Source organism: Rhodococcus sp. NPDC056516 (assembly GCF_042794655.1).
Classification (GTDB): Bacteria; Actinomycetota; Actinomycetes; order Mycobacteriales; family Mycobacteriaceae; genus Rhodococcus_F.
This window is the reverse complement of the sequence record NZ_JBHTTG010000009.1, coordinates 54,312-72,027: the sequence shown is the minus strand read 5'-3', so window position 1 is coordinate 72,027 and position 17,716 is coordinate 54,312. Positions and strand designations below refer to the sequence as shown.

Annotated in this window: 15 protein-coding genes; 7 read left to right on the top strand and 8 right to left on the bottom strand. The window is 62.6% G+C overall.

Annotation, left to right across the window (positions count from 1 at the left end; genetic code table 11):
• Nucleotides 1–122: 122 nt before the first annotated feature.
• The gene (locus ACFQ6Y_RS25790) at nucleotides 123–1,640 is read left to right on the top strand and encodes a PucR family transcriptional regulator (protein ID WP_019746725.1); all 1,518 of its coding nucleotides are present in this window, start codon (nucleotides 123–125) and stop codon (nucleotides 1,638–1,640) included.
• On the opposite strand, the gene ACFQ6Y_RS25785 is transcribed toward ACFQ6Y_RS25790, so the two are convergent.
• The 4 genes from ACFQ6Y_RS25785 to ACFQ6Y_RS25770 all read right to left on the bottom strand — a co-directional run bounded on the left by ACFQ6Y_RS25785 (nucleotide 1,617) and on the right by ACFQ6Y_RS25770 (nucleotide 8,235).
• Nucleotides 1,617–4,808: an NAD-glutamate dehydrogenase domain-containing protein gene (locus tag ACFQ6Y_RS25785; RefSeq protein ID WP_378638785.1), complete on the bottom strand. Its 3,192-nt coding sequence runs from the start codon at nucleotides 4,806–4,808 to the stop codon at nucleotides 1,617–1,619. The genes ACFQ6Y_RS25790 and ACFQ6Y_RS25785 overlap by 24 nt on opposite strands.
• A 127-nt stretch (nucleotides 4,809–4,935) precedes the next feature.
• Nucleotides 4,936–6,624, bottom strand: a complete 1,689-nt coding sequence (locus ACFQ6Y_RS25780; RefSeq protein ID WP_378534711.1) for a flavin monoamine oxidase family protein — start codon at nucleotides 6,622–6,624, stop codon at nucleotides 4,936–4,938.
• Nucleotides 6,621–7,466: a carbon-nitrogen hydrolase family protein gene (locus tag ACFQ6Y_RS25775; protein ID WP_378638782.1), complete on the bottom strand. Its 846-nt coding sequence runs from the start codon at nucleotides 7,464–7,466 to the stop codon at nucleotides 6,621–6,623. Before ACFQ6Y_RS25775 ends, ACFQ6Y_RS25780 begins: the two co-directional genes overlap by 4 nt.
• 133 nt (nucleotides 7,467–7,599) lie before the next feature.
• Nucleotides 7,600–8,235: a helix-turn-helix domain-containing protein gene (locus ACFQ6Y_RS25770; RefSeq protein WP_378638778.1), complete on the bottom strand. Its 636-nt coding sequence runs from the start codon at nucleotides 8,233–8,235 to the stop codon at nucleotides 7,600–7,602.
• 146 nt (nucleotides 8,236–8,381) lie between these two features.
• Between ACFQ6Y_RS25770 and speB the strand changes: the two genes are divergently transcribed.
• Nucleotides 8,382–9,338 carry an agmatinase gene (gene speB / locus ACFQ6Y_RS25765; protein ID WP_219469211.1) on the top strand — a complete coding sequence of 319 codons (957 nt, stop codon included), beginning with the start codon at nucleotides 8,382–8,384 and terminating at the stop codon, nucleotides 9,336–9,338.
• Here speB and ACFQ6Y_RS25760 read toward each other — a convergent pair.
• Nucleotides 9,302–9,976, bottom strand: a complete 675-nt coding sequence (locus tag ACFQ6Y_RS25760) for a class I SAM-dependent methyltransferase (RefSeq protein WP_378638774.1) — start codon at nucleotides 9,974–9,976, stop codon at nucleotides 9,302–9,304. The genes speB and ACFQ6Y_RS25760 overlap by 37 nt on opposite strands.
• Before the next feature lie 110 nt (nucleotides 9,977–10,086).
• Here ACFQ6Y_RS25760 and ACFQ6Y_RS25755 point away from each other — a divergent pair, with 110 nt between their 5' ends.
• Together ACFQ6Y_RS25755 and ACFQ6Y_RS25750 are read left to right on the top strand one after the other, a co-directional pair.
• A complete protein-coding gene (locus tag ACFQ6Y_RS25755) occupies nucleotides 10,087–10,524 on the top strand; it encodes a hypothetical protein (protein WP_378638769.1) in 438 nt (145 codons plus the stop codon).
• A 163-nt stretch (nucleotides 10,525–10,687) separates the two neighbouring features.
• Entirely contained in the window at nucleotides 10,688–12,289 is a 1,602-nt protein-coding gene (locus tag ACFQ6Y_RS25750; protein ID WP_378534703.1) for an ABC transporter substrate-binding protein, read from the top strand.
• 40 nt (nucleotides 12,290–12,329) lie between these two features.
• Here ACFQ6Y_RS25750 and ACFQ6Y_RS25745 read toward each other — a convergent pair whose 3' ends face one another.
• From ACFQ6Y_RS25745 to ACFQ6Y_RS25735, 3 genes are all read right to left on the bottom strand, one after another.
• The gene (locus tag ACFQ6Y_RS25745; RefSeq protein WP_378534701.1) at nucleotides 12,330–12,710 is read right to left on the bottom strand and encodes a 6-carboxytetrahydropterin synthase; all 381 of its coding nucleotides are present in this window, start codon (nucleotides 12,708–12,710) and stop codon (nucleotides 12,330–12,332) included.
• Nucleotides 12,711–12,745: 35 nt separating this feature from the next.
• Entirely contained in the window at nucleotides 12,746–13,099 is a 354-nt protein-coding gene (locus tag ACFQ6Y_RS25740) for a metal-sensitive transcriptional regulator (protein ID WP_378638766.1), read from the bottom strand.
• 198 nt (nucleotides 13,100–13,297) lie between these two features.
• Nucleotides 13,298–14,044, bottom strand: a complete 747-nt coding sequence (locus tag ACFQ6Y_RS25735; RefSeq protein ID WP_378638761.1) for a hypothetical protein — start codon at nucleotides 14,042–14,044, stop codon at nucleotides 13,298–13,300.
• A 311-nt stretch (nucleotides 14,045–14,355) separates the two neighbouring features.
• On the opposite strand from ACFQ6Y_RS25735, the gene ACFQ6Y_RS25730 reads away from it, so the two are divergent.
• The 3 genes from ACFQ6Y_RS25730 (at nucleotide 14,356) to ACFQ6Y_RS25720 (ending at nucleotide 17,693) form a co-directional block, all read left to right on the top strand.
• Nucleotides 14,356–15,786, top strand: coding sequence for an MFS transporter (locus tag ACFQ6Y_RS25730; RefSeq protein WP_378638757.1), 1,431 nt, complete (start codon nucleotides 14,356–14,358; stop codon nucleotides 15,784–15,786).
• 73 nt (nucleotides 15,787–15,859) lie between these two features.
• The gene (locus ACFQ6Y_RS25725) at nucleotides 15,860–16,387 is read left to right on the top strand and encodes a carboxymuconolactone decarboxylase family protein (RefSeq protein ID WP_378534693.1); all 528 of its coding nucleotides are present in this window, start codon (nucleotides 15,860–15,862) and stop codon (nucleotides 16,385–16,387) included.
• The gene (locus ACFQ6Y_RS25720) at nucleotides 16,371–17,693 is read left to right on the top strand and encodes an MFS transporter (protein WP_378638752.1); all 1,323 of its coding nucleotides are present in this window, start codon (nucleotides 16,371–16,373) and stop codon (nucleotides 17,691–17,693) included. The genes ACFQ6Y_RS25725 and ACFQ6Y_RS25720 overlap by 17 nt, the downstream gene beginning before the upstream one ends.
• Nucleotides 17,694–17,716: the final 23 nt, after the last annotated feature.

The following is a 17,716-nucleotide window of genomic DNA, read 5'->3' as shown; positions in this document are numbered from 1 at the left end:
ACCCTCTCGGTTGTGTATTGCATTCGAGTATGCGACGCGCGAAGCATCGCAAGCACTGCCGAAATGGATACCCGAAGCTCCAGGGCTACTCCATATCGGCAACGACAGCTAGCCTTGATCAGGTGACGGTTCCGATCTCGTGGCTCTTGCGCCAGAAACACCTCTCGCTGGCTCTGCTCACCGACCGAGCAGCCGCCACCCACCCCGTCACGTTTGCGCAGGCCACAGAGCTGACGGACCCCACCCCGTGGCTTTCCGGCGGCGAATTGGTGCTCACCACCGGGCTGGCACTGGTGGGCGCGGACGCCACCGACTACAGCGAGTACATCGACCGTCTGGCCGCCGCAGAAGTATCGGCTCTGGGTTTCGGGACCGGCCTTTCCCACGAGAGTGTGCCCGCAGACCTGATTGCCGCCGCCCGCAGTCGCGGGCTCCCCCTGCTGGAAGTGCCGTTCACGACCCCGTTCGCGGCGGTCACGCGCGCGGTGATGACCCGTCTGAGCCAGCAGGAATACGAATCGGTACTCCGCGCGGCAGAAGTACAGACACGCATCACCCGCGTTGCGCTGCGCGGAGGCGTGTCTGCCATCGTGCGTGAACTGGCCACGGCCACAAAAACTTCGGTGGCGTTTGTCGGAGATCGGATCACCGCGGTGCATCCGGCAAACCAGAAGTCGTTGATCACCGAGGTTCGCGCGGTCGCGGCGACCACCCGCGATCCCAACGCTCCGGCGTCGATCTCGCAGAGCACACCCGAACGGACGCTGACACTGTCCCCCGTCGGCGTCACCGACAGCTGGCACGGCTACCTCGCAATGGCGGGCGCCGGGCCCCTGAGCAATATCGACAGAGTGTTGCTCGGGCATGCGGTCTCGCTGCTCACTCTCGAACTCGAGAAACCGGTTCGACTACGGGCCGAGCGAACTCGACTCAACGCCATGGCTTTCGGGCTTCTGCTCGACGGCCGAATCCCCGAGGACGGTGTGCCGTCGTACTTGGACGAAGCAAGCGATACGCACGGCAATGTCCGTGTCGTCCACGTTCGCGGATCCGGACTCGGCCCTGTTCTTCGCGAACTCGACAACGCTCTCGCGCGAGCAGGCCGGCCGTTGTTCGCGCAATCCGAGGACGGTTCGCTGACCGTCCTCCTTCGCGGAACCGACACAATCGACACTGCCAAAACACTACTGGCGCAGCTCTCCCCCACCGAGGCGAAGACGGTGCGGGCCGGAATCAGCACCCCTCACCGTCTTCTGGACGCACCGCGCGCACTCGTCCAGGCCCGCGCCGCGGCCAATCTCACGACGGCCACTGCCCGCATTCTCGAGTTCGACGCTCTGAGTGGTTCGACGATTCTGGCATCCGAGCCTGCCCGTGAGGCACTGATCGCAATGGCTGCGGACACCATCCCGGTGCTGACGGAACACGACCAGGCACACGGGACCGCGCTGGTCGCGTCTTTGCGCGCCTATCTCGAGGCAAACGGCCAATGGGAATCGGCCGCAGCCGAACTCGGTGTTCATCGGCACACCCTCCGAGGTCGCATCGCACGCATCGAGGAACTGCTGCAATGCGACCTCGGACAGGCCAGGGTCAGAGCCGAACTGCTGCTATCGCTACTCGCCTGGGAGGGTCGCTGAACGCTCCGCGGCGTGCACCGAAGCGAAACCGGACGCACCGCGAACGAGTAGTTCGAGTTCGGCGTCGACCGTGCAGAGCCGTGCTGTGTCCAGCGCTCCGCTGCGGCTCACGCTCGACATCAAAGCCGTGAACCGGCGCACCGCTTGTGGATTGGCGGCGGTCCACAACGCGACTACGTCCGAAACACCTTCACCCAGGGCTCCGGACACGAGGTCCGCGAAACGCGCAGTCAACCTGGCATGGACGGCAGCGCTGCCCATGACCTCCCAATGCGAGGCACCGACGGCGACGTCGACGCCGCCGAGAACATCGCCCAGATCGAGAGCGTCGGAGAGTTCCCGATAGATCGCGGCTGCGGCCGCGGCCGTCCTATTCTCCTGCAGTGCAATGTCCGCCAGGGCGAGCGCTCCGAAAGACGCCTCGATGCGGTCGCTTGCCGACAAACCTTCGGTGAGTTCCCGCACCGGGGCTGCCCACCGATCGATGTCGGCGCGCGGGTTCACGGTGAACCGGCCGGCAGCACCCGGGCGGCGCAACACCCAGCTCATTTCGGATTCCAACAGCTGCTGCAAGCGATCGAGAGCCTTCAACTGTTCGGTGGCACTGAGATCGGAGTTCAGGATTTCACGTCGAAGGTCCTCCGTTCCAAGCACTTCGCTGACTACGGCGTAGGCCAGAGCCGCTTCCGGACTGCGAACTCCGAGGTGTTCCTCGAGCCGAAACAGCACGCCGGGGCCGACGCGGTTGACCAGTTCGTCGACCACCGAAGTGATGATGATGTCGCGGCCCAACCGATGTCCGCGGACTGCGTCCGGTGCAGCCTCGACGACGGAGAGCGGGAAGTACTGCGGGAGACGATCGACGAAGATCTGATTGTCCGGGACGGTCGACGCGCCCAGTTCCGCAGTCAGTACGTTCTTCGACTGCGCCACCAGCACAGCAAGTTCCGGCCGCAGGAGACCCTGCCCGGCACGCGCCCTGACCGCCAGAGCCTTGGCGTCCGGCAATGATTCTTCGAGACGCTTCATCGCGCCCGCCGCGACCAGGTTCTCGATCAACCGCTCGTGCTGATCGAGCAGAGCGGGAGCGCGGTGCTCGGCCAGGCTGATTGCGAGGGTCTGATCTTCACTGGCCTCGAGCACCGACGCGGCTACCTCGCCCTGAGCGGCCGCGAGCAGTTCATTGCGCGAGGTCGCGTCCAACGCTGCGAGTGCGATCTTGATGTTGACCTCACGGTCCGAGGTAGCCACGCCGGCCGCGTTGTCGATGAAGTCGGCATTGATCCGGCCACCGCCAGCGGCATATTCGATGCGAGCGCGCTGGGTGAAACCGAGGTTGCCGCCCTCACCGACCACCGTCGCACGCAACTCGTCAGCGCTGACGCGAACTGCGTCGTTGGACGGATCAGCTGCGTCGACGTTGCTTTCGGTCGACGCTTTCACGTAGGTACCGACGCCGCCGTTCCACAACAGGTCCACCGGAGCGCACAGGATCGCTCGGATCAGTTCCTGAGGGGTCAGCTTCTCCTCGGTGATGCCGAGGGCCGCACGCGCCTCGAGCGGAAGGCGGATCGACTTCGCGCTGCGCGGCCAGACGCCACCGCCAGGCGACATGACGGTGCGATCGAAGTCGTCCCAGGACGAGCGCGGCACGGTGAAGAGCCGAGCGCGCTCGGCGAACGTCGTCTCGGTGTCGGGGTTCGGGTCGATGAAGATGTGGCGGTGATCGAATGCCGCGACCAGACGGATCTTGTGCGAGAGCAACATTCCGTTGCCGAACACGTCGCCGGACATGTCGCCGATGCCCGCGACGGTGAACGGATCGGTGTCGACGTCGAGGTCGCGCTCGGCGAAGTGGCGTCGTACCGCTACCCAGGCGCCGCGAGCGGTGATGCCCATCGCCTTGTGGTCGTATCCGGCCGAACCGCCGGAAGCAAAAGCGTCGCCGAGCCAGAAACCACGCTCGACGGCGATGCCGTTCGCGACGTCCGAGAACCGTGCAGTCCCCTTGTCTGCCGCCACGACCAGGTAGGAGTCTTCACCGTCGTACTCGATTACTTCGGCCGGGTGTACCGCTGCGCCGTCGACGATGTTGTCCACCACGTCCAGCAAGCCGCGAATGAAGGTGCTGTACGACTCCTGCACCTGCGCCGGGGTCGGTGACGACGTGCCTCGAACCACGAACGCGCCCTTGGCACCAGAAGGAACGATCGGGGAATTCTTCACGCTCTGGGTCTTCATGAGGCTCAGGGCCTCTGTGCGGTAGTCCTCGTATCGATCCGACCAACGCAGGCCGCCACGGGCGACGGAGGAACTACGCAGATGAACGCCTTCGACATTGGGTGCGCTGACGTAGATCTCGCGGAAGGGAACGGTCTTCTGTGGGGTGGAGAGCAACTGTGAGTCGATCTTGAACGACGCGTACGGCAACGGGTCGCCGGACTCACCACGCAGGTACCAGTTTGTGCGCAGAGTCGCCTGCAGGAACGAACGCACGCCGCGCAAGACGCGGTCCTCGTCCAGAGTGTCTGCACCGTCGACTGATTCGTCGATGGCCGATGCCGCGGTAGCCACGGCTGTCTCACGCGATCCCGCAAAGGTGGGATCGAAACGCGCGGTGAAGAGTTCGATCGCCTGTCGTACGAAGAGTGGCTTCGCTGCCAACACTCCGACGATGTAGCTCTCGGACAACCCGATACGAGCCTGAGCGAGGAAACGGCACGCAGCGCGCAGCAACTCTGCGTCGCGCCACGTGATGTCTGCTCGTCCGATCAGACTGGAGAAGGCGTCCATTCGGGTCTGGCCGGCGATGACGGCTTCGAAGGCGTCCGCCATCTTCTCCAGCGCACCACCGTCGAAAGTGCTCGGCTCGAAGGTGAAGTAGTGCGCCGAACCCAGAACGGTCGGGATCGGGCGGTGCGTCGACACTCGGAGTCCGAGGGATTCGAAGTTCTCGCACAGATCGGAGAGGGAGGGCTCTCCGGACGGCCACAGCACCACGCAGGTCAGGTCACCACTGCTCAGGTCGTCACGCTGCCGGAAGACGAGTCGCTGGCCCGCTGCCGCCAGTTCGGCGACCAGTTCGAGCGCCGGGTCACCGGGTCGATCACCGCCTGCCGGTCTCGATTCTGCAGCTGCGGTCTTGGTCGCCGATGATGTGCTCGCCATTGAACACCCTCCTGGAAATTATTGGATCCGAACTCTTTCCAGTGTTGCGTGGATCACCGGAAAGAGGTCGTGCCCGATAGGAGTACCAACCCCCATCGGGCACGACATTTCGGCAGTTGCGGTGAGCTCAGTCGCCCAACCTGATCGGAGCGAGCTCCTCGAACACGTCGCCGGGTCCGGGATTCTCGGTAGGCGCAGCGCCGCCGAGATGGTTGACGACGCCCCACACCGCGTTGATCGCGGTCTGGATCGCGCCCTCGGCCCAGCCGGCAGTCCACGACACGTCGTCACCGGCGAGGAAGATGCCGCGATGACGCGGTTCGAGATCATTCTGCACGAAGTGAGAGAACAGGCGCTCCTGGTAGCGGTAGTGCCCCGGAAGGTTCGCCTTGAATGCACCCATGAAGTCGCGCTCGGTTTCCCATGAGAGCGTCACCGGACTCGAGATGATGTGGCTGCGGAAGTCCACGCCGGGGTAGATCTCTTCGAGAGAGCGCAGCATGATGTTCATGCGCTCGGTGGCGTCGAGCGCCAGCAGCTTCAGCGAATCGTCCGACCAGGTGTACGACAAACAGATCAGGCCAGGCTTGCCCTCGCCTTGATCGAGCAGGTACGTGCCGCGACTCATACGGTCCGTCAGTGTCATCGACACCGAATCACGGCCGGTCACGGGATCCTTGTCCTTCCAGAACGGGCGGTCGACGAGTACGAACACCTTGGTCGACCCCATGTAGTGAGTGCGCTCGATCGCAGTCCAGTGATCGATCGGGAACAGATCGTCGTCACACCTGATGTTGTTGAGCAGCATCCAACTCTGCACTGTTACAACGGCACTCGCGTAGGTGCGAATGAATCCGTCGGAGTCCGTGACGGTGATGTTGCCAGGCTCGGTACGTCGGAGTTCGGTGACGCGGGGACGTGTCTTGCCGTCGTTGAGCGAAGCGACCGTCGTACCGGCAGGCCAATGCGCCATCTGCGCCGGGGCGCGGTTCCACAACCGCATCGGCAGCTGCTGCGATCCACCCACGATGCCGCGGTGGTCGTCGTCGGCGGCCGTGATGACCACACGAAGGATTTCGAGGATCGAGTTGGGGTAGTCGGTATCCCAACCACCCGTACCGAATCCGACCTGCCCGAACACTTCCCGCATGTGGAAGGACTTGAAATGCTTCGACGCGGCGAGGAATCCGTAGAAGGTCTGGTCGTCGTAGCGCACCACGAGGTCGTTCCAGATCCGCTTGATTTCTGCGGTGTCGCGGTCACGAATGGCCTGCTGCAACGGAATCAGATCCGCATGCTCTTCGAGAGTGCGCTGCCAGGCCTTTGCCACCTCGGTGTAGATCGGCGGCAGATCCTCGAGAGCGTGCGCGTAGTGGCTCTCGCCCTTGAGATCGATGACCGTGCTGGGCGTGACCTCGGCAAGAGGATTGGGGAACTCCTCGGTCTGCAGACCCAGCTCGTTCAGGTAGTGGAACAACGTCGTCGACGACGGTGGGAAACGCATTGCGCCCATCTCGGCGACTACTCCGGGGTGCCCGTCGAACTCGACCGACCGCATCCGGCCACCGATCTGATCGGCTTCGTAGACAATCGGTTTGAGGCCGATTTTGAGCAACTCGTAGGCCGCGATCATGCCGGAGAGGCCGCCACCGATCACGGCAACTTCGGTACCCAATGCCAGATCGGGCACCGAGCCGAGCCCCGCCGGGCTGGAAACGTAATCGTCGTACGGGAACGGGAAATCCGGCCCGAACATCGTGAGCGGCGGCTGCTTGCCGGGTTCCGAGGAACTGTCCGGAGCTACTGGGATGGTCATCTACGGTTCTCCTTGGAGACAGTTGTGACAGAAAGGTCTGGATACAGATCGAGGCGTCGATCGTCGAGATGCGTATTGAGAGTGCGCGATTGCGCGACGGTGGCGGCAGCAAGATCCGCGAAGAGCAACTCCTGACCGCCCCCGGCTCTCGCCAACTCGGCACCGTCGGGCGAGATGGCGCACGAGAGCCCGCAGTAGGTCAGGTCGGTTTCGGCACCACAGCGATTGACGTAGGTGAGAAACATCTGACTTTCGTATGCGCGGGCCGGAACCACCTGCTGCGCAATGTGTTCGTAAGGAGTCATCAAACCCGTCGGCACGATCAGCCATTCGGTTCCGGCGTCGGCGTGTGCCCGAACCGCTTCGGGAAATTCCACGTCGTAGCAGATCAACAATCCGCAGCGGATGCCCTCGAAGTCGAACCCGACCACCAAGGTCTCACCTGGCCGGAAGTGCTCGCGATCGAGCGTGCCGAACAGGTGCGTCTTGCGATAGTGCGCAAGCGAAGTGCCGTCGCTGCCCACCACCTGCACGCTGTTGTAGACATCTCCCCCGTCGAGTTCGGGATAGCCGTAGACGACTGCGATGCCCGCGCTGCGAGCAATCGCGGCGACGGAATCGAAGATCGGGCCGTCGGCCGGCTCCGCACGCAACGACACCAGTTCGCCGATGTCGTAGCCGGTTGCGGACATCTCCGGCGTCAGGAGGATCTTCGCACCGGACGCAGCAGCCTCACGGGCTGCCGTATCGATCGCAGCGAGGTTGAACTCCACCGACGCAAAGGTGTCCGGTGTGGTGAGCGGACCTTGAAACAGGCCAACTCGGACAGAATCGACATGCATGGTTCGCTCCTTCAGGAGTTCCGTGACGCCAATTTTCGACGGTGCGTGTGACGGGGACAACTACCAGCGTGACTGGTGCCGCCAATCATGTCAACTCTTGTTTCCTAAGAATCAACATTCACGCATTCGAGTCTCACGAAGACGGGGCGCGGGGCCCTTCCGGCAACGCCGGATTCAGGACCCACAGAACCTTCGCCAGAACTGCGCCTTCGGCCTGAAAGCTGTGATTGTGCGTAGGCGTGAACGTGAAGGAATCGCCCGCCTCGAGCACAACGTCCTCGGCGTCGACGGCCTCACCGTTCGGATCCGTCCGACCGCCCTCGAACGAGACCCGCAGGCCACCCTCGAGCACGTGTACGAAGTTCACGTCGATCGGCAGGCTGTAGAACTCCCGACCGCTTCCGCCACCCGGTTCCAGCTCGCCGAGCAGCACCTGGATTCGACGCTCGTTGGTAGGCGTGAGCAGGTACTCCGTCATCTTCTCGCCGCCGAAGCTGATTTGCGGCATGGCATCGGCGCGAACCACTTCACCGGCGGACGCATTCTCGAACAGGGATCCGACGGGGATCTCGAGCACCGCACACACCTTGATCAGGGTCGCCACCGACGCGTTGACGTGATCGCGCTCGAGTTTCGAGAGGTACCCCTTGGTCACACCGCAGGCCTCGGCCAGGTCGTCGAGGGTCAATCGCTTCGACTGACGTGCCGCCTTGAGCCTCGCCCCGATGCGCGGACCGACCGGCTCCACCGCTTCCTTCGCCTTGGCCACTGAACCCACTCCTTCACGACCGCCGTGTCCCTTTCAGGAAACAGGGGTTGACAACCGAGCCTCTTGGGGAAACCATACTTGCTCAGAGAGCTACATCACTGAAGGGCGCCCGGTGTGCGCCGAATCGAGAGCAGGGACCTCTGCACATGGCTACCAACAACCCCGGATCGTTCATCGGACCCGTCGACGCCACGCGCGTCCCCCGCTACGCCGAGCCGACCACTTTTGCGCGTCTGCCGCGCCTGGACGAGGTCTCGCGCGCCGACGTGACGATTCTCGGCATTCCTTTCGATTCGGGTGTCAGCTACCGCCCCGGCGCTCGTTTCGGCCCGGGCCACATCCGCGCTGCGTCGAAGCTGCTGCGTCCGTACAACCCGGCGCTCAAGGTCTCCCCCTTCGCCAACCAGCAGGTAGCCGATTTCGGCGACATCGGCGTCAACCCCTTCGACATCCAGGAAGCTCTCACGACGGTTCAGTCCGCCGTCACCGACCTGCGCGCCGACGGTTCCTCCGTGCTCACGCTCGGCGGCGACCACACCATCGCACTGCCGATCCTGCGCTCACTGGCCCGCGATCACGGCCCGATCGCCGTCCTGCACTTCGACGCTCACCTCGACACCTGGGACACCTACTTCGGTCAGCCATTCACCCACGGCACCCCCTTCCGCCGCGCCAGCGAAGAGGGCCTGATCGACATGGAGCGCTCGCAGCACATCGGCATCCGTGGACCGCTCTACAGCGAGAAGGACCTCGAGGACGACCGCGTCCTCGGCTTCCAGGTGATCCGCAGTGACGACTACGAGGTCGACGGTGTCGCCAGCATCGTCGAGCGCATGCGTAGGCGCCTCGACGGTGGGCCGGTGTACGTCTCCGTCGACATCGACGTACTCGATCCCGCCCACGCTCCGGGCACCGGAACACCCGAAGCGGGCGGCATGACCTCTCGCGAATTGTTGAACACACTGCGTGGGTTGGTGGGACTCAACGTGGTCGGCGCCGACATCGTCGAGGTAGCGCCGGCGTACGACCACGCCGAGATCACCGGTATCGCAGCGGCCCACGTCGCTTACGAGTTGCTGTCGGTGCTCGCACTCAATCGCTGAAGCAGCACAACGGTATCCGTCGTGTGATGCATCTCGGGGTTCGCGGGAAGATCACGTTCCCGCGACTCCGAGACCAACACCTTCCAACCATCGGTGAACAGCGACTCCACGTATTCGGGTGTATGGAGCATGGCCCGATGGTGCTCGGTCGGCGACTCGTGAGGTGAGTGGCCCACGATCAGCAAATGCCCGCCGGGCGCGACCAGATCTCCGAGAGCACGGAACAATTCCCCGCGCGCGGGTTCGAGCATGTGGAAGAACTGCGCGGACACCAGATCGAACGAGCGCCCCTGCGGATCCCACTTCGTCAGGTCGGCTTCCAGCCATTCGATGTCGACGCCTTCGCCCTCGACGTGAGCCTGGGCGCGGCTGAGCGCAACCGACGAGATGTCGGTGCCGGTGACCTTCCACCCGCGACGCGCCAACCACAAAGCGTCGGCACCTTCGCCGCAACCGACGTCGAGTGCCGTGCCCGGTTCCAGGTCGGAGGCTTCGGCAATCAACTGCGGGTTGGGGTTTCCGCTCCACCGCGCTGGGCGTTCTTCGTACAGCGAGTTCCAGAATTGTGCGTCCGCCTTGGCGTACGGGTTCTCGGTGGTATCGGAGTTTTCGTGGTGATTGTCGTGTTCGTGGCTCATTCATCCAGGATGAACATCTCCCGCAATTCACGCAACAATCTTTGCTGAAACAGCAATTCCTTCACTTCGACGCTCTGCTAACGTCACGCGTCGTGGCCGGTGGATTTCCCGTGTTTGGCCTGTACGGCACCTCAGCAGGCTCTCATGTTTTGTGTTGTGCGCATTTTCCCGAGTTCAGCGGTTCGAAGCCGGACAAAGAGTTCAGCGCCCAGCAGAGCTTCGACCGCGCAGTCGAGCAGATTCTGCGCGCGGCATCCTTCGAACCGACGACCGTGACTTTGATCGGCGAGCAGCAGGGTTATCCCGTCGGAGACCATTTGTTCGATGCGACGGTTCCTCGAACCGGCAACATCTCCTTTGCCTTTCAAAGGGCCGGACCGCCGTGGATCGTTCTCGGCCTCGATGTTTCGGCGGACGAATTCTGGTCCGAGATCGACGGCGACGAAGATCTCCGCGGTCTCGGCCCGATCGCCCCGGCGACCTCGGTTCCGGCCGTAGTACTCACGGAGACCGGGTGGCCACATCGAAGTGCCCTCGACTCCCCCTGAACTGAGCCAGAACTCCAGCCTTCGTGAAATCGAACAAAAATCTGCCGGATTTTCGTGAGGATCAACCGAGATGCCCGTCACGTCCTACGCCAAGATTTAGCGGTCACACTCGACTGCGCCCTCACGATTCACTCCCGGGCCCCGGCTCCTTCACGGAGGCACAATGAAACACCGCTCCTATTCGACGCTTGCCGCGACCGCGGGGCTCGCGCTCGTGTTGTCGGCTTGCAGCTCGGGAGGCACGTCCTCGGGCTCCGGCGGCGGTGAGCCTCTGACAGACGGAACCTTCCGGTACGCGTTGCAAGGCGATCCGGGTGCACTGAACCCGATCATGTCCGGCTCGGCGGCAACCGCGGAAATTTCGAAGCTGGCGTACGACTCCCTGGTCTACCAGGATCCTGAAACCAGTGAATTCAAACCATGGTTGGCCGAGAAGTGGGAAGAAACGCCGACCTCCGCGTCCTTCACCATTCGTGAAGGCGTGACCTGTACCGACGGGTCGACGCTGACCGCACAGACCGTCGCGAACAACATCAACTTCGTCGCCGATCCGGCCAAGGGTTCACAACAACGTGGCACCACAGTTCCCATCGGCGCTTCGGCCACTGCCGATCTCGCCACCCGCACCATCACGGTAACCACTCCGGCGCCGACCCCGTTCCTCCTCCTCACCATCAGCCGCCTCCCGATCATGTGCGATGCCGGACTCGAGGATCCGACCGCCTCGAACAACAAGTCGCTGGGCTCCGGCATGTTCGAAGTCACCGAAGTCTCGGCCAACGACCACTACACGTTCGAGCGTCGTGACGGCTACAGCTGGGGCCCCGACGACACCACCTCCGACACACCGGGTGTCCCCAAGACGGTCATTGCTGTCATGGCACCCAATGTCAGCACCGCAGCAAACCAGCTTCTCTCGGGCGAACTGAGCGCATCTCCGATTGCCGGTCCGGACAAGGATCGCATCGATGCCGCCAACTTCGACTCGGTCCAGCGCCCACTTCCCGCCGGTCAGATGTACTTCAATCAGATTGCGGATAATCCGACCAGTGATCCCGCCGTTCGAAAAGCTCTAGTCCAGGCCGTCAATCTCGACGATCTCGCTGAAGTGATCACTGGCGGCCAAGGCACCCGCGCAACAAGTCTTGTCTCCGTCGAACCCCGCGCCTGCGTGTACGACTCTGTCGCAGGCAACATTCCGGACTTCGACCTCAGCGCAGCAAAGGCAACCTTGGACGCGGCCGGTTGGACCGCCGGCTCTGATGGCAAGCGAAGCAAGGACGGAAAGCCGCTGACCCTCCGCCTCTTCTACGCTGCCGGCGAAGATGCGCGCAGCGCAGCAGCCGAACTCACTCAGACGGCATGGTCCGACCTCGGCGCGACCGTCGAGGTGACAGGAGCCGACCAGACCAAAGTTGTCGACGTCATGCTCAGCGGCAAAGACAACAACCAGTGGGACATCGCGTGGATCCAGATCAACAACTCGGTTCCCAGCGGGTTCGTCCCATTCTTCTCCGGTCCTGCTCCGGCAGCAGGTAAGAATTTCTCTTCGATCAACAACCCCGCCTACGAAGCAGCCGTTGCCAAGGCCTCCGGTTTGACCGGCGACGCAGCATGCGCGGAGTGGGCGGACGCCGAGTCGCAGATCACCAAAACGGTGTCCGCAGTCCCGTTTGCCGATACGGTCTTGAGCTTCTACTTCAACAAGGCCGGACTCGCATTCGGCAAGACCTTCATCGGTTCCGCACTGCGCCTCTACCAGTAACCGATCGATCGAACTCTAAGCGGCAACGAGATACGTCAGATCACTGCGATCTGACGTATCTTGTTGCCACACCGATTGTCTCGTTGTCGAGTTCGACGTAGGCGAGTTGGGGAATGCTGGGCGCCAGTTCACCGAAAGCCCACTTCGTAACGTTCTCGAATGACGGACGGAAATCGAAAATCTCCGGCCAGACACCGCTCGCCAATTGCTCGGTACATCGATCGATCGCTTCGTCCAGAGCGTCCGTGTCGACAAACCATCCACGATCTCCGAGTTGGTCGTCCTGGAACGAGAACCCCGCTCGCATCGTCACCCGAAATCCCTCGGCAGGCATCAGCGGCGGCAAATTCTTTGCGTCCCGCACGGGTGCCGGAAGCCCTTGCCTCACAGCGAATGTACGACGGATCTCGACACTGAACATGCCCACCAAGGTATCAATGTTCGTCGAGCACAGTTCTACGAGCGGACCAATCGCGCAATCGCGTCGTTCGCTTCTTTGATCTTCGCGTCTGCCTCGGGCCCACCGGCAACAGCGGCTTTGACGACGCAGTGGCCAATGTGGTCCTCGAGCAGGCCCATGGCTACCGCCTGGAGAGCCTTGGTCATCGCCGAGACCTGAGTGAGAATGTCGATGCAGTACTTGTCCTCGTCGACCATCCGCTGCAGGCCACGAGATTGACCTTCTATGCGACGCAGTCGCGCCAGGTAGTCGTCCTTGGCGGAGATGTAGCCGTGCGAATCGCTCGTGCAGCATGCATCGCCAGTCGAATCACTGCCTGGAGCACTGCCAACTTCTGTCGCTTCCGACATTTGATATCCTCCTTTTCGTCAACGCGTGATGTCGCAACAATTCTCATTTCCGGGGCGAGGTGCGGATACTCTTCGGCTTCCGTTGTCCTGCAGAGCAATCACTGCGCACATCGCCAGGCACTTCGCTACTGCACGAACAGATGGGTGCATGGCGATTGCCGATGCCCGTTTTCCCGCTGCTGCGAAACGCATTCGATCTCAGTGCCCGTGGTGCGCGTGGTTCGCATGTTCGGACACAGGTGGGGTCGCATTGTCGGCCGTCAGCGTGAATTCCGCTGCACGCACCAACCCGTCGTGTTTGAAGTCCAAGAACAATCGGTAGTCCTCGGCACTCGGCATGTTGGCGTAGAAGGTGATTGCCGGACCAGCTGGCGTGACACTGTCACCGGGATGACCGTCCGGATGCACATGGAGATATGCGAGGTCGGAGGCACGCAACGCGACCAGATGCCCGTACGCGGCAAGGTAGGGCTGCAAGTCTGTGACCGGGATTCCGTCACGACTGACCGAGAGCGTGAGCTTCGATGTTTGACCGGCATGGGCCGCGCCTTCGAGAGAGACTGTGTATCCGTCGACCGTCGTGTCGGCAGCAGCGGCAGGCAACGGCCGGGGATCATAGGAGCCGACGACGCGTACATCCGCACTCAGCGTGATTCCGTCACCGCCGTCCGGGGTGAAGTCAGCGAAGACTCGATAGTCTCCCGAATGAGCGAAATCAACTGACACGTGCCAGTTTCCGTTCTCATCCAATTCGGGATGCACGTGCTGGAACTCGGTCAGGTCCAGACCGACCACGATCAGATGCAACTGCTTGTCGTGGGTGTCCGTGTACTGAGTCAACGGAGTTCCCGCTGAATCCAGAATCCGGAATTGCAGAGGTACATTGCTGCCGACAGTCGCCTCCGACGTTACCAATTCCAGTGTGTAGCCGTTCTTGCTGAACATCTTGCCCTCCCGAGCTTAGGTCGGCAGCACTTCCGTTGCCGTCTGCGTCAGGTTCTGCACTCCTTGGCATCGAACCTGTTGCAATTTGTACCATACCCCCCTAGGGTATGCAACGAACTACTCGAACACCCTGAATTCACTCGAAGGAGATCCGATGCGCATCTACGCAGAGCGCCGGCCGAATGAGTTCCAAGAGCAGCATTTCCCCGTACACCCCAACGAAGCGCTGCGCCGATGTCACCCAGGCTCGCTTACGACGTCCCCGGAACACGCAAGAATCACCTATACCCCGTACAGGTAAGGAAGTCAGAATGTCCACACAACCGCAATCCACACGTAAGTGGTGGGCGTTGGCGTTGATTGCCGCCGCTCAGTTCATGGTCATCATGGACACCTCGATCATCGGTGTCGCTCTCCCCCAGATGCAGAGCGATCTCGGCTTTTCCCAGGAAGGCCTGACCTGGGTCTTCAATGCGTACGTCATCGCATTCGGCGGGCTACTCCTCCTCGGCGGCCGCCTGTCCGACCTGTTCGGCGCCCGCAGAGTGTTCTCCGCTGGTTGGCTGATCCTGCTGATCGGTTCCGTTGTCGCCGGTGCCGCCGGTAACGTTGCCGTCGAACTTGCGGGCCGCGCCGTTCAGGGTGCCGGTGCCGCACTCATCGCACCATCGGCGCTCACCTTGCTGATGATGCTGTTCGGCAGCACGCAGAAAGAGATGACCAAGGCGCTGTCCATCTACGGCGCTGCCGCCCCGGCAGGCGGTACGGCCGGAGTGTTCCTCGGCGGCGTCATCACCGAATACACCAGCTGGCCTTGGGTGTTTTACCTCAACATTCCCATCGCCGTCATCGCGCTGATCGCTACTCCCCTCCTGATGCCGAACGCACCGGCACGTACCGGGTCGATCGACTTCCTCGGCGCACTCGCTGTCACCGCAGGTCTTGCTGTCGGAGTCTTCGGCATCGTCAGAGCACCTGATGTCGGATGGGGATCCGGGCAGACGTGGCTGGCGCTCGCCGTGTCGGCCGCTCTGTTGGGTGCATTCGTATTGATCCAGTCCAAGCGTCGGGAGCCTCTCGTGCGTCTGGGAATCTTCAAGGCGCCCAACCTCGGTGCCGCGAACATCGCTCAGCTCGTGCTCGGCGCCGCCTGGATACCGATGTGGTTCTTCCTGAACCTGTATCTGCAGCAAGTGCTTGGATACAGCGCCTTCCCCGCCGGTGCGGCTCTGCTGCCGATGACGATCTTCGTCATGCTCGGCATGGTCGTCGTGGCACCACGGGCCATGGCTCGTTTCGGCGCAAAAGCAATGATCGTCGCCGGATTGCTGGTCCTGGGAATAGGTTTGGGTTGGATGTCGTTGATCCGGCCCACCGGCAACTTCTGGGTAGACGTGCTGCCGGCCTCGCTGGTAGCTGCGGCCGGTATGACGCTGGCGTTCATTCCTTCACTGGGTACGGCGATTTCGGCCGCACGCCCAGAGGAGGGCGGATTGGCGTCCGGCATCGTCAACGTCAGTTACCAGGTCGGCTCCGCTGTCGGTCTCGCGGTGATGACCGCGATCGCAGCAGTGTTCGGCGCTGATCAACTCGGCGACCTGACCGAGCTGACGAACGGGTTCTCCGCAGTGTTCATCGGTGCAGCCGTCATCGCAGTGGTGGGCGCAGCAATCACCGCGGTAGTGATGCGCTCACCCAAAGTCGAAGAGCCTCGAACCGTTAAGTCCACCGTCAATTCTTGACCAACTCCGGTGGTGGGTACGGCGGGCGATCGTCCACCGAACCCACCACCATCGGAACCACCTAGGACAACTCATGTCACGCCTTGCACCTCTCACACCGGCCACCGCTGTCGGCACATCCAAAGACCTGCTCGCCGAGCTCGTCAACCGTCACGGACAGGTCGGCGACATGGTTGCGGCGATGGCTCATTCACCCGCTGTGCTGGGTGGCTATCTGCAACTCAGCCGGGCAATGAAGCGAGCGAAGTTGAACCGCAAGATCAGCGAACGAATCTCGATCGCTGTGCAGGTCCAGCAAGGTTGCGCTGTTTGCCTCGAAGCCCACGTCGCCGCCGCGCACGCCAACGGCGTCGAGGCGGACGAGATCGAGCGTGCCCGCGCGGGCACGTCGGCCGATCCCGCCATCGCGGCAATGATCGACCTCGGACTGCGCGTCTACCGGGAACCTGCCTCGATTTCCGACGAACACATATCGGACCTTCGAGCGTACGGCTACGGTGATCGCGAGATCGCCGACGTAGTCGGAATCGTCGCTCTCAATGTCCTGACCGGAGCTTTCAATCTTGTCGCGGGAGTGAAACCAGATGAACCGGACCGCTAGGACCGTGCCAGAACGGAACAGCATGCGTCTGTTCTTGATTCGCGACTATCGCCTGCTCTTCAGCGCCCAGATCATCGCGCTGTTCGGCACCGGGTTGGCGACGGTTGCGCTGGGTCTACTCGCCTACGAACTCGCCGGACCGAGCGCCGGAGCTGTACTCGCCACCGCGCTGACTATCAAGATGTCCCTGTACGTCGTGATCGCTCCACTCGCAGCGGCGTACGTAGACCGGTTGCCGAGACGAGCTTTCCTCGTCGCACTCGACGTCATTCGAGCAGCGGTAGTGATCGCCTTGCCCTTTGTCAGCGAGATCTGGCACATCTATGTGCTGGTAGGCGTTCTCCAGGCTGCGTCGGCAGCATTCACACCCACTTTCCAGGCGGTCATCCCTGACATCGTGACCGACGAGGCCGATTTCACCCGCGCGCTGTCGGCATCGCAGGTCGCTTACACGATGGAAAGTCTGCTCAGCCCTGTCCTTGCCGCAGTCGCGTTGTCCTTCATGACGTTCAACCTGTTGTTCGTCGCCACCTCCGTGGGCTTTGCTGTTTCGGCGCTGCTCGTGTTGGCCACCCGAATCCCCAACGCTCGTCCCAGCACTCACCGTAAGGCGTGGGATCGGATCGCGTCGGGAGTGCGGATCTTCGTGACCACACCGCGACTGCGCGGCATCATGGCCCTCAATCTCGTGGTGGCAGCAGCCGGCTCGATCGTGGTGGTCAATACCGTCAACTACGTTCGCGACGAGCTCGGTGGAACCCAATCCGACGTGGCCTGGATGCTTGCCGCATCGGGCACCGGCACGCTGGTGACCGCTCTGCTTCTTCCACGCATTCTCGACAGAACCGCTGAACGCACCGTGATGACAGCAGGTTCCGTCGTTCTGGTCTTCAGCGCAGGCGCGGCAGCATCCCTCGCCGTGGCCGGCGTATTCACGTGGATACTCACAGCCTCAGTGTGGGCACTCATCGGCGCCGGGATGGCCATGATCGTCACACCGACCGGAAAGGTGCTTCGGCGCTCCGTCGACCCCACAGGTATACCGGAGGTGTTCGCAGCCCAGTTCTCGCTGTCGCACCTCGCCTGGCTTGTCACCTATCCGATCGCCGGATGGGTCGGCACGAGCGCGGGATTTGCGGTCACCTGGAGCATCCTCGCAGCGCTTGCCGCAGCGGGAGCCGTTGCAGGATTTGCACTTTGGCCTCGGGAGACCGGTGCTAAATTGCCCGCACCCCCGTCATACGAAACGACGCAAGGCGAATGCACCTTGGCGGCTACCCAGTGCGCTTGTGCTCGCGCTGTCTGATGATGACGGTCCGCCCGAACACC

Excerpts from the sequence above, each read along its gene's own strand:
- ACFQ6Y_RS25725 (WP_378534693.1), top strand. The coding sequence starts at position 15,860 with ATGTCACGCCTTGCACCTCTCACACCGGCCACCGCTGTCGGCACATCC.
- ACFQ6Y_RS25735 (WP_378638761.1), bottom strand. The coding sequence starts at position 14,044 with ATGTTCAGCAAGAACGGCTACACACTGGAATTGGTAACGTCGGAGGCG.
- ACFQ6Y_RS25785 (WP_378638785.1), bottom strand. The coding sequence starts at position 4,808 with ATGGCGAGCACATCATCGGCGACCAAGACCGCAGCTGCAGAATCGAGA.
- ACFQ6Y_RS25750 (WP_378534703.1), top strand. The coding sequence starts at position 10,688 with ATGAAACACCGCTCCTATTCGACGCTTGCCGCGACCGCGGGGCTCGCG.
- ACFQ6Y_RS25745 (WP_378534701.1), bottom strand. The coding sequence starts at position 12,710 with ATGTTCAGTGTCGAGATCCGTCGTACATTCGCTGTGAGGCAAGGGCTT.
- speB (WP_219469211.1), top strand. The coding sequence starts at position 8,382 with ATGGCTACCAACAACCCCGGATCGTTCATCGGACCCGTCGACGCCACG.
- ACFQ6Y_RS25730 (WP_378638757.1), top strand. The coding sequence starts at position 14,356 with ATGTCCACACAACCGCAATCCACACGTAAGTGGTGGGCGTTGGCGTTG.
- ACFQ6Y_RS25760 (WP_378638774.1), bottom strand. The coding sequence starts at position 9,976 with ATGAGCCACGAACACGACAATCACCACGAAAACTCCGATACCACCGAG.
- ACFQ6Y_RS25780 (WP_378534711.1), bottom strand. The coding sequence starts at position 6,624 with ATGACCATCCCAGTAGCTCCGGACAGTTCCTCGGAACCCGGCAAGCAG.
- ACFQ6Y_RS25740 (WP_378638766.1), bottom strand. The coding sequence starts at position 13,099 with ATGTCGGAAGCGACAGAAGTTGGCAGTGCTCCAGGCAGTGATTCGACT.
- ACFQ6Y_RS25775 (WP_378638782.1), bottom strand. The coding sequence starts at position 7,466 with ATGCATGTCGATTCTGTCCGAGTTGGCCTGTTTCAAGGTCCGCTCACC.
- ACFQ6Y_RS25720 (WP_378638752.1), top strand. The coding sequence starts at position 16,371 with ATGAACCGGACCGCTAGGACCGTGCCAGAACGGAACAGCATGCGTCTG.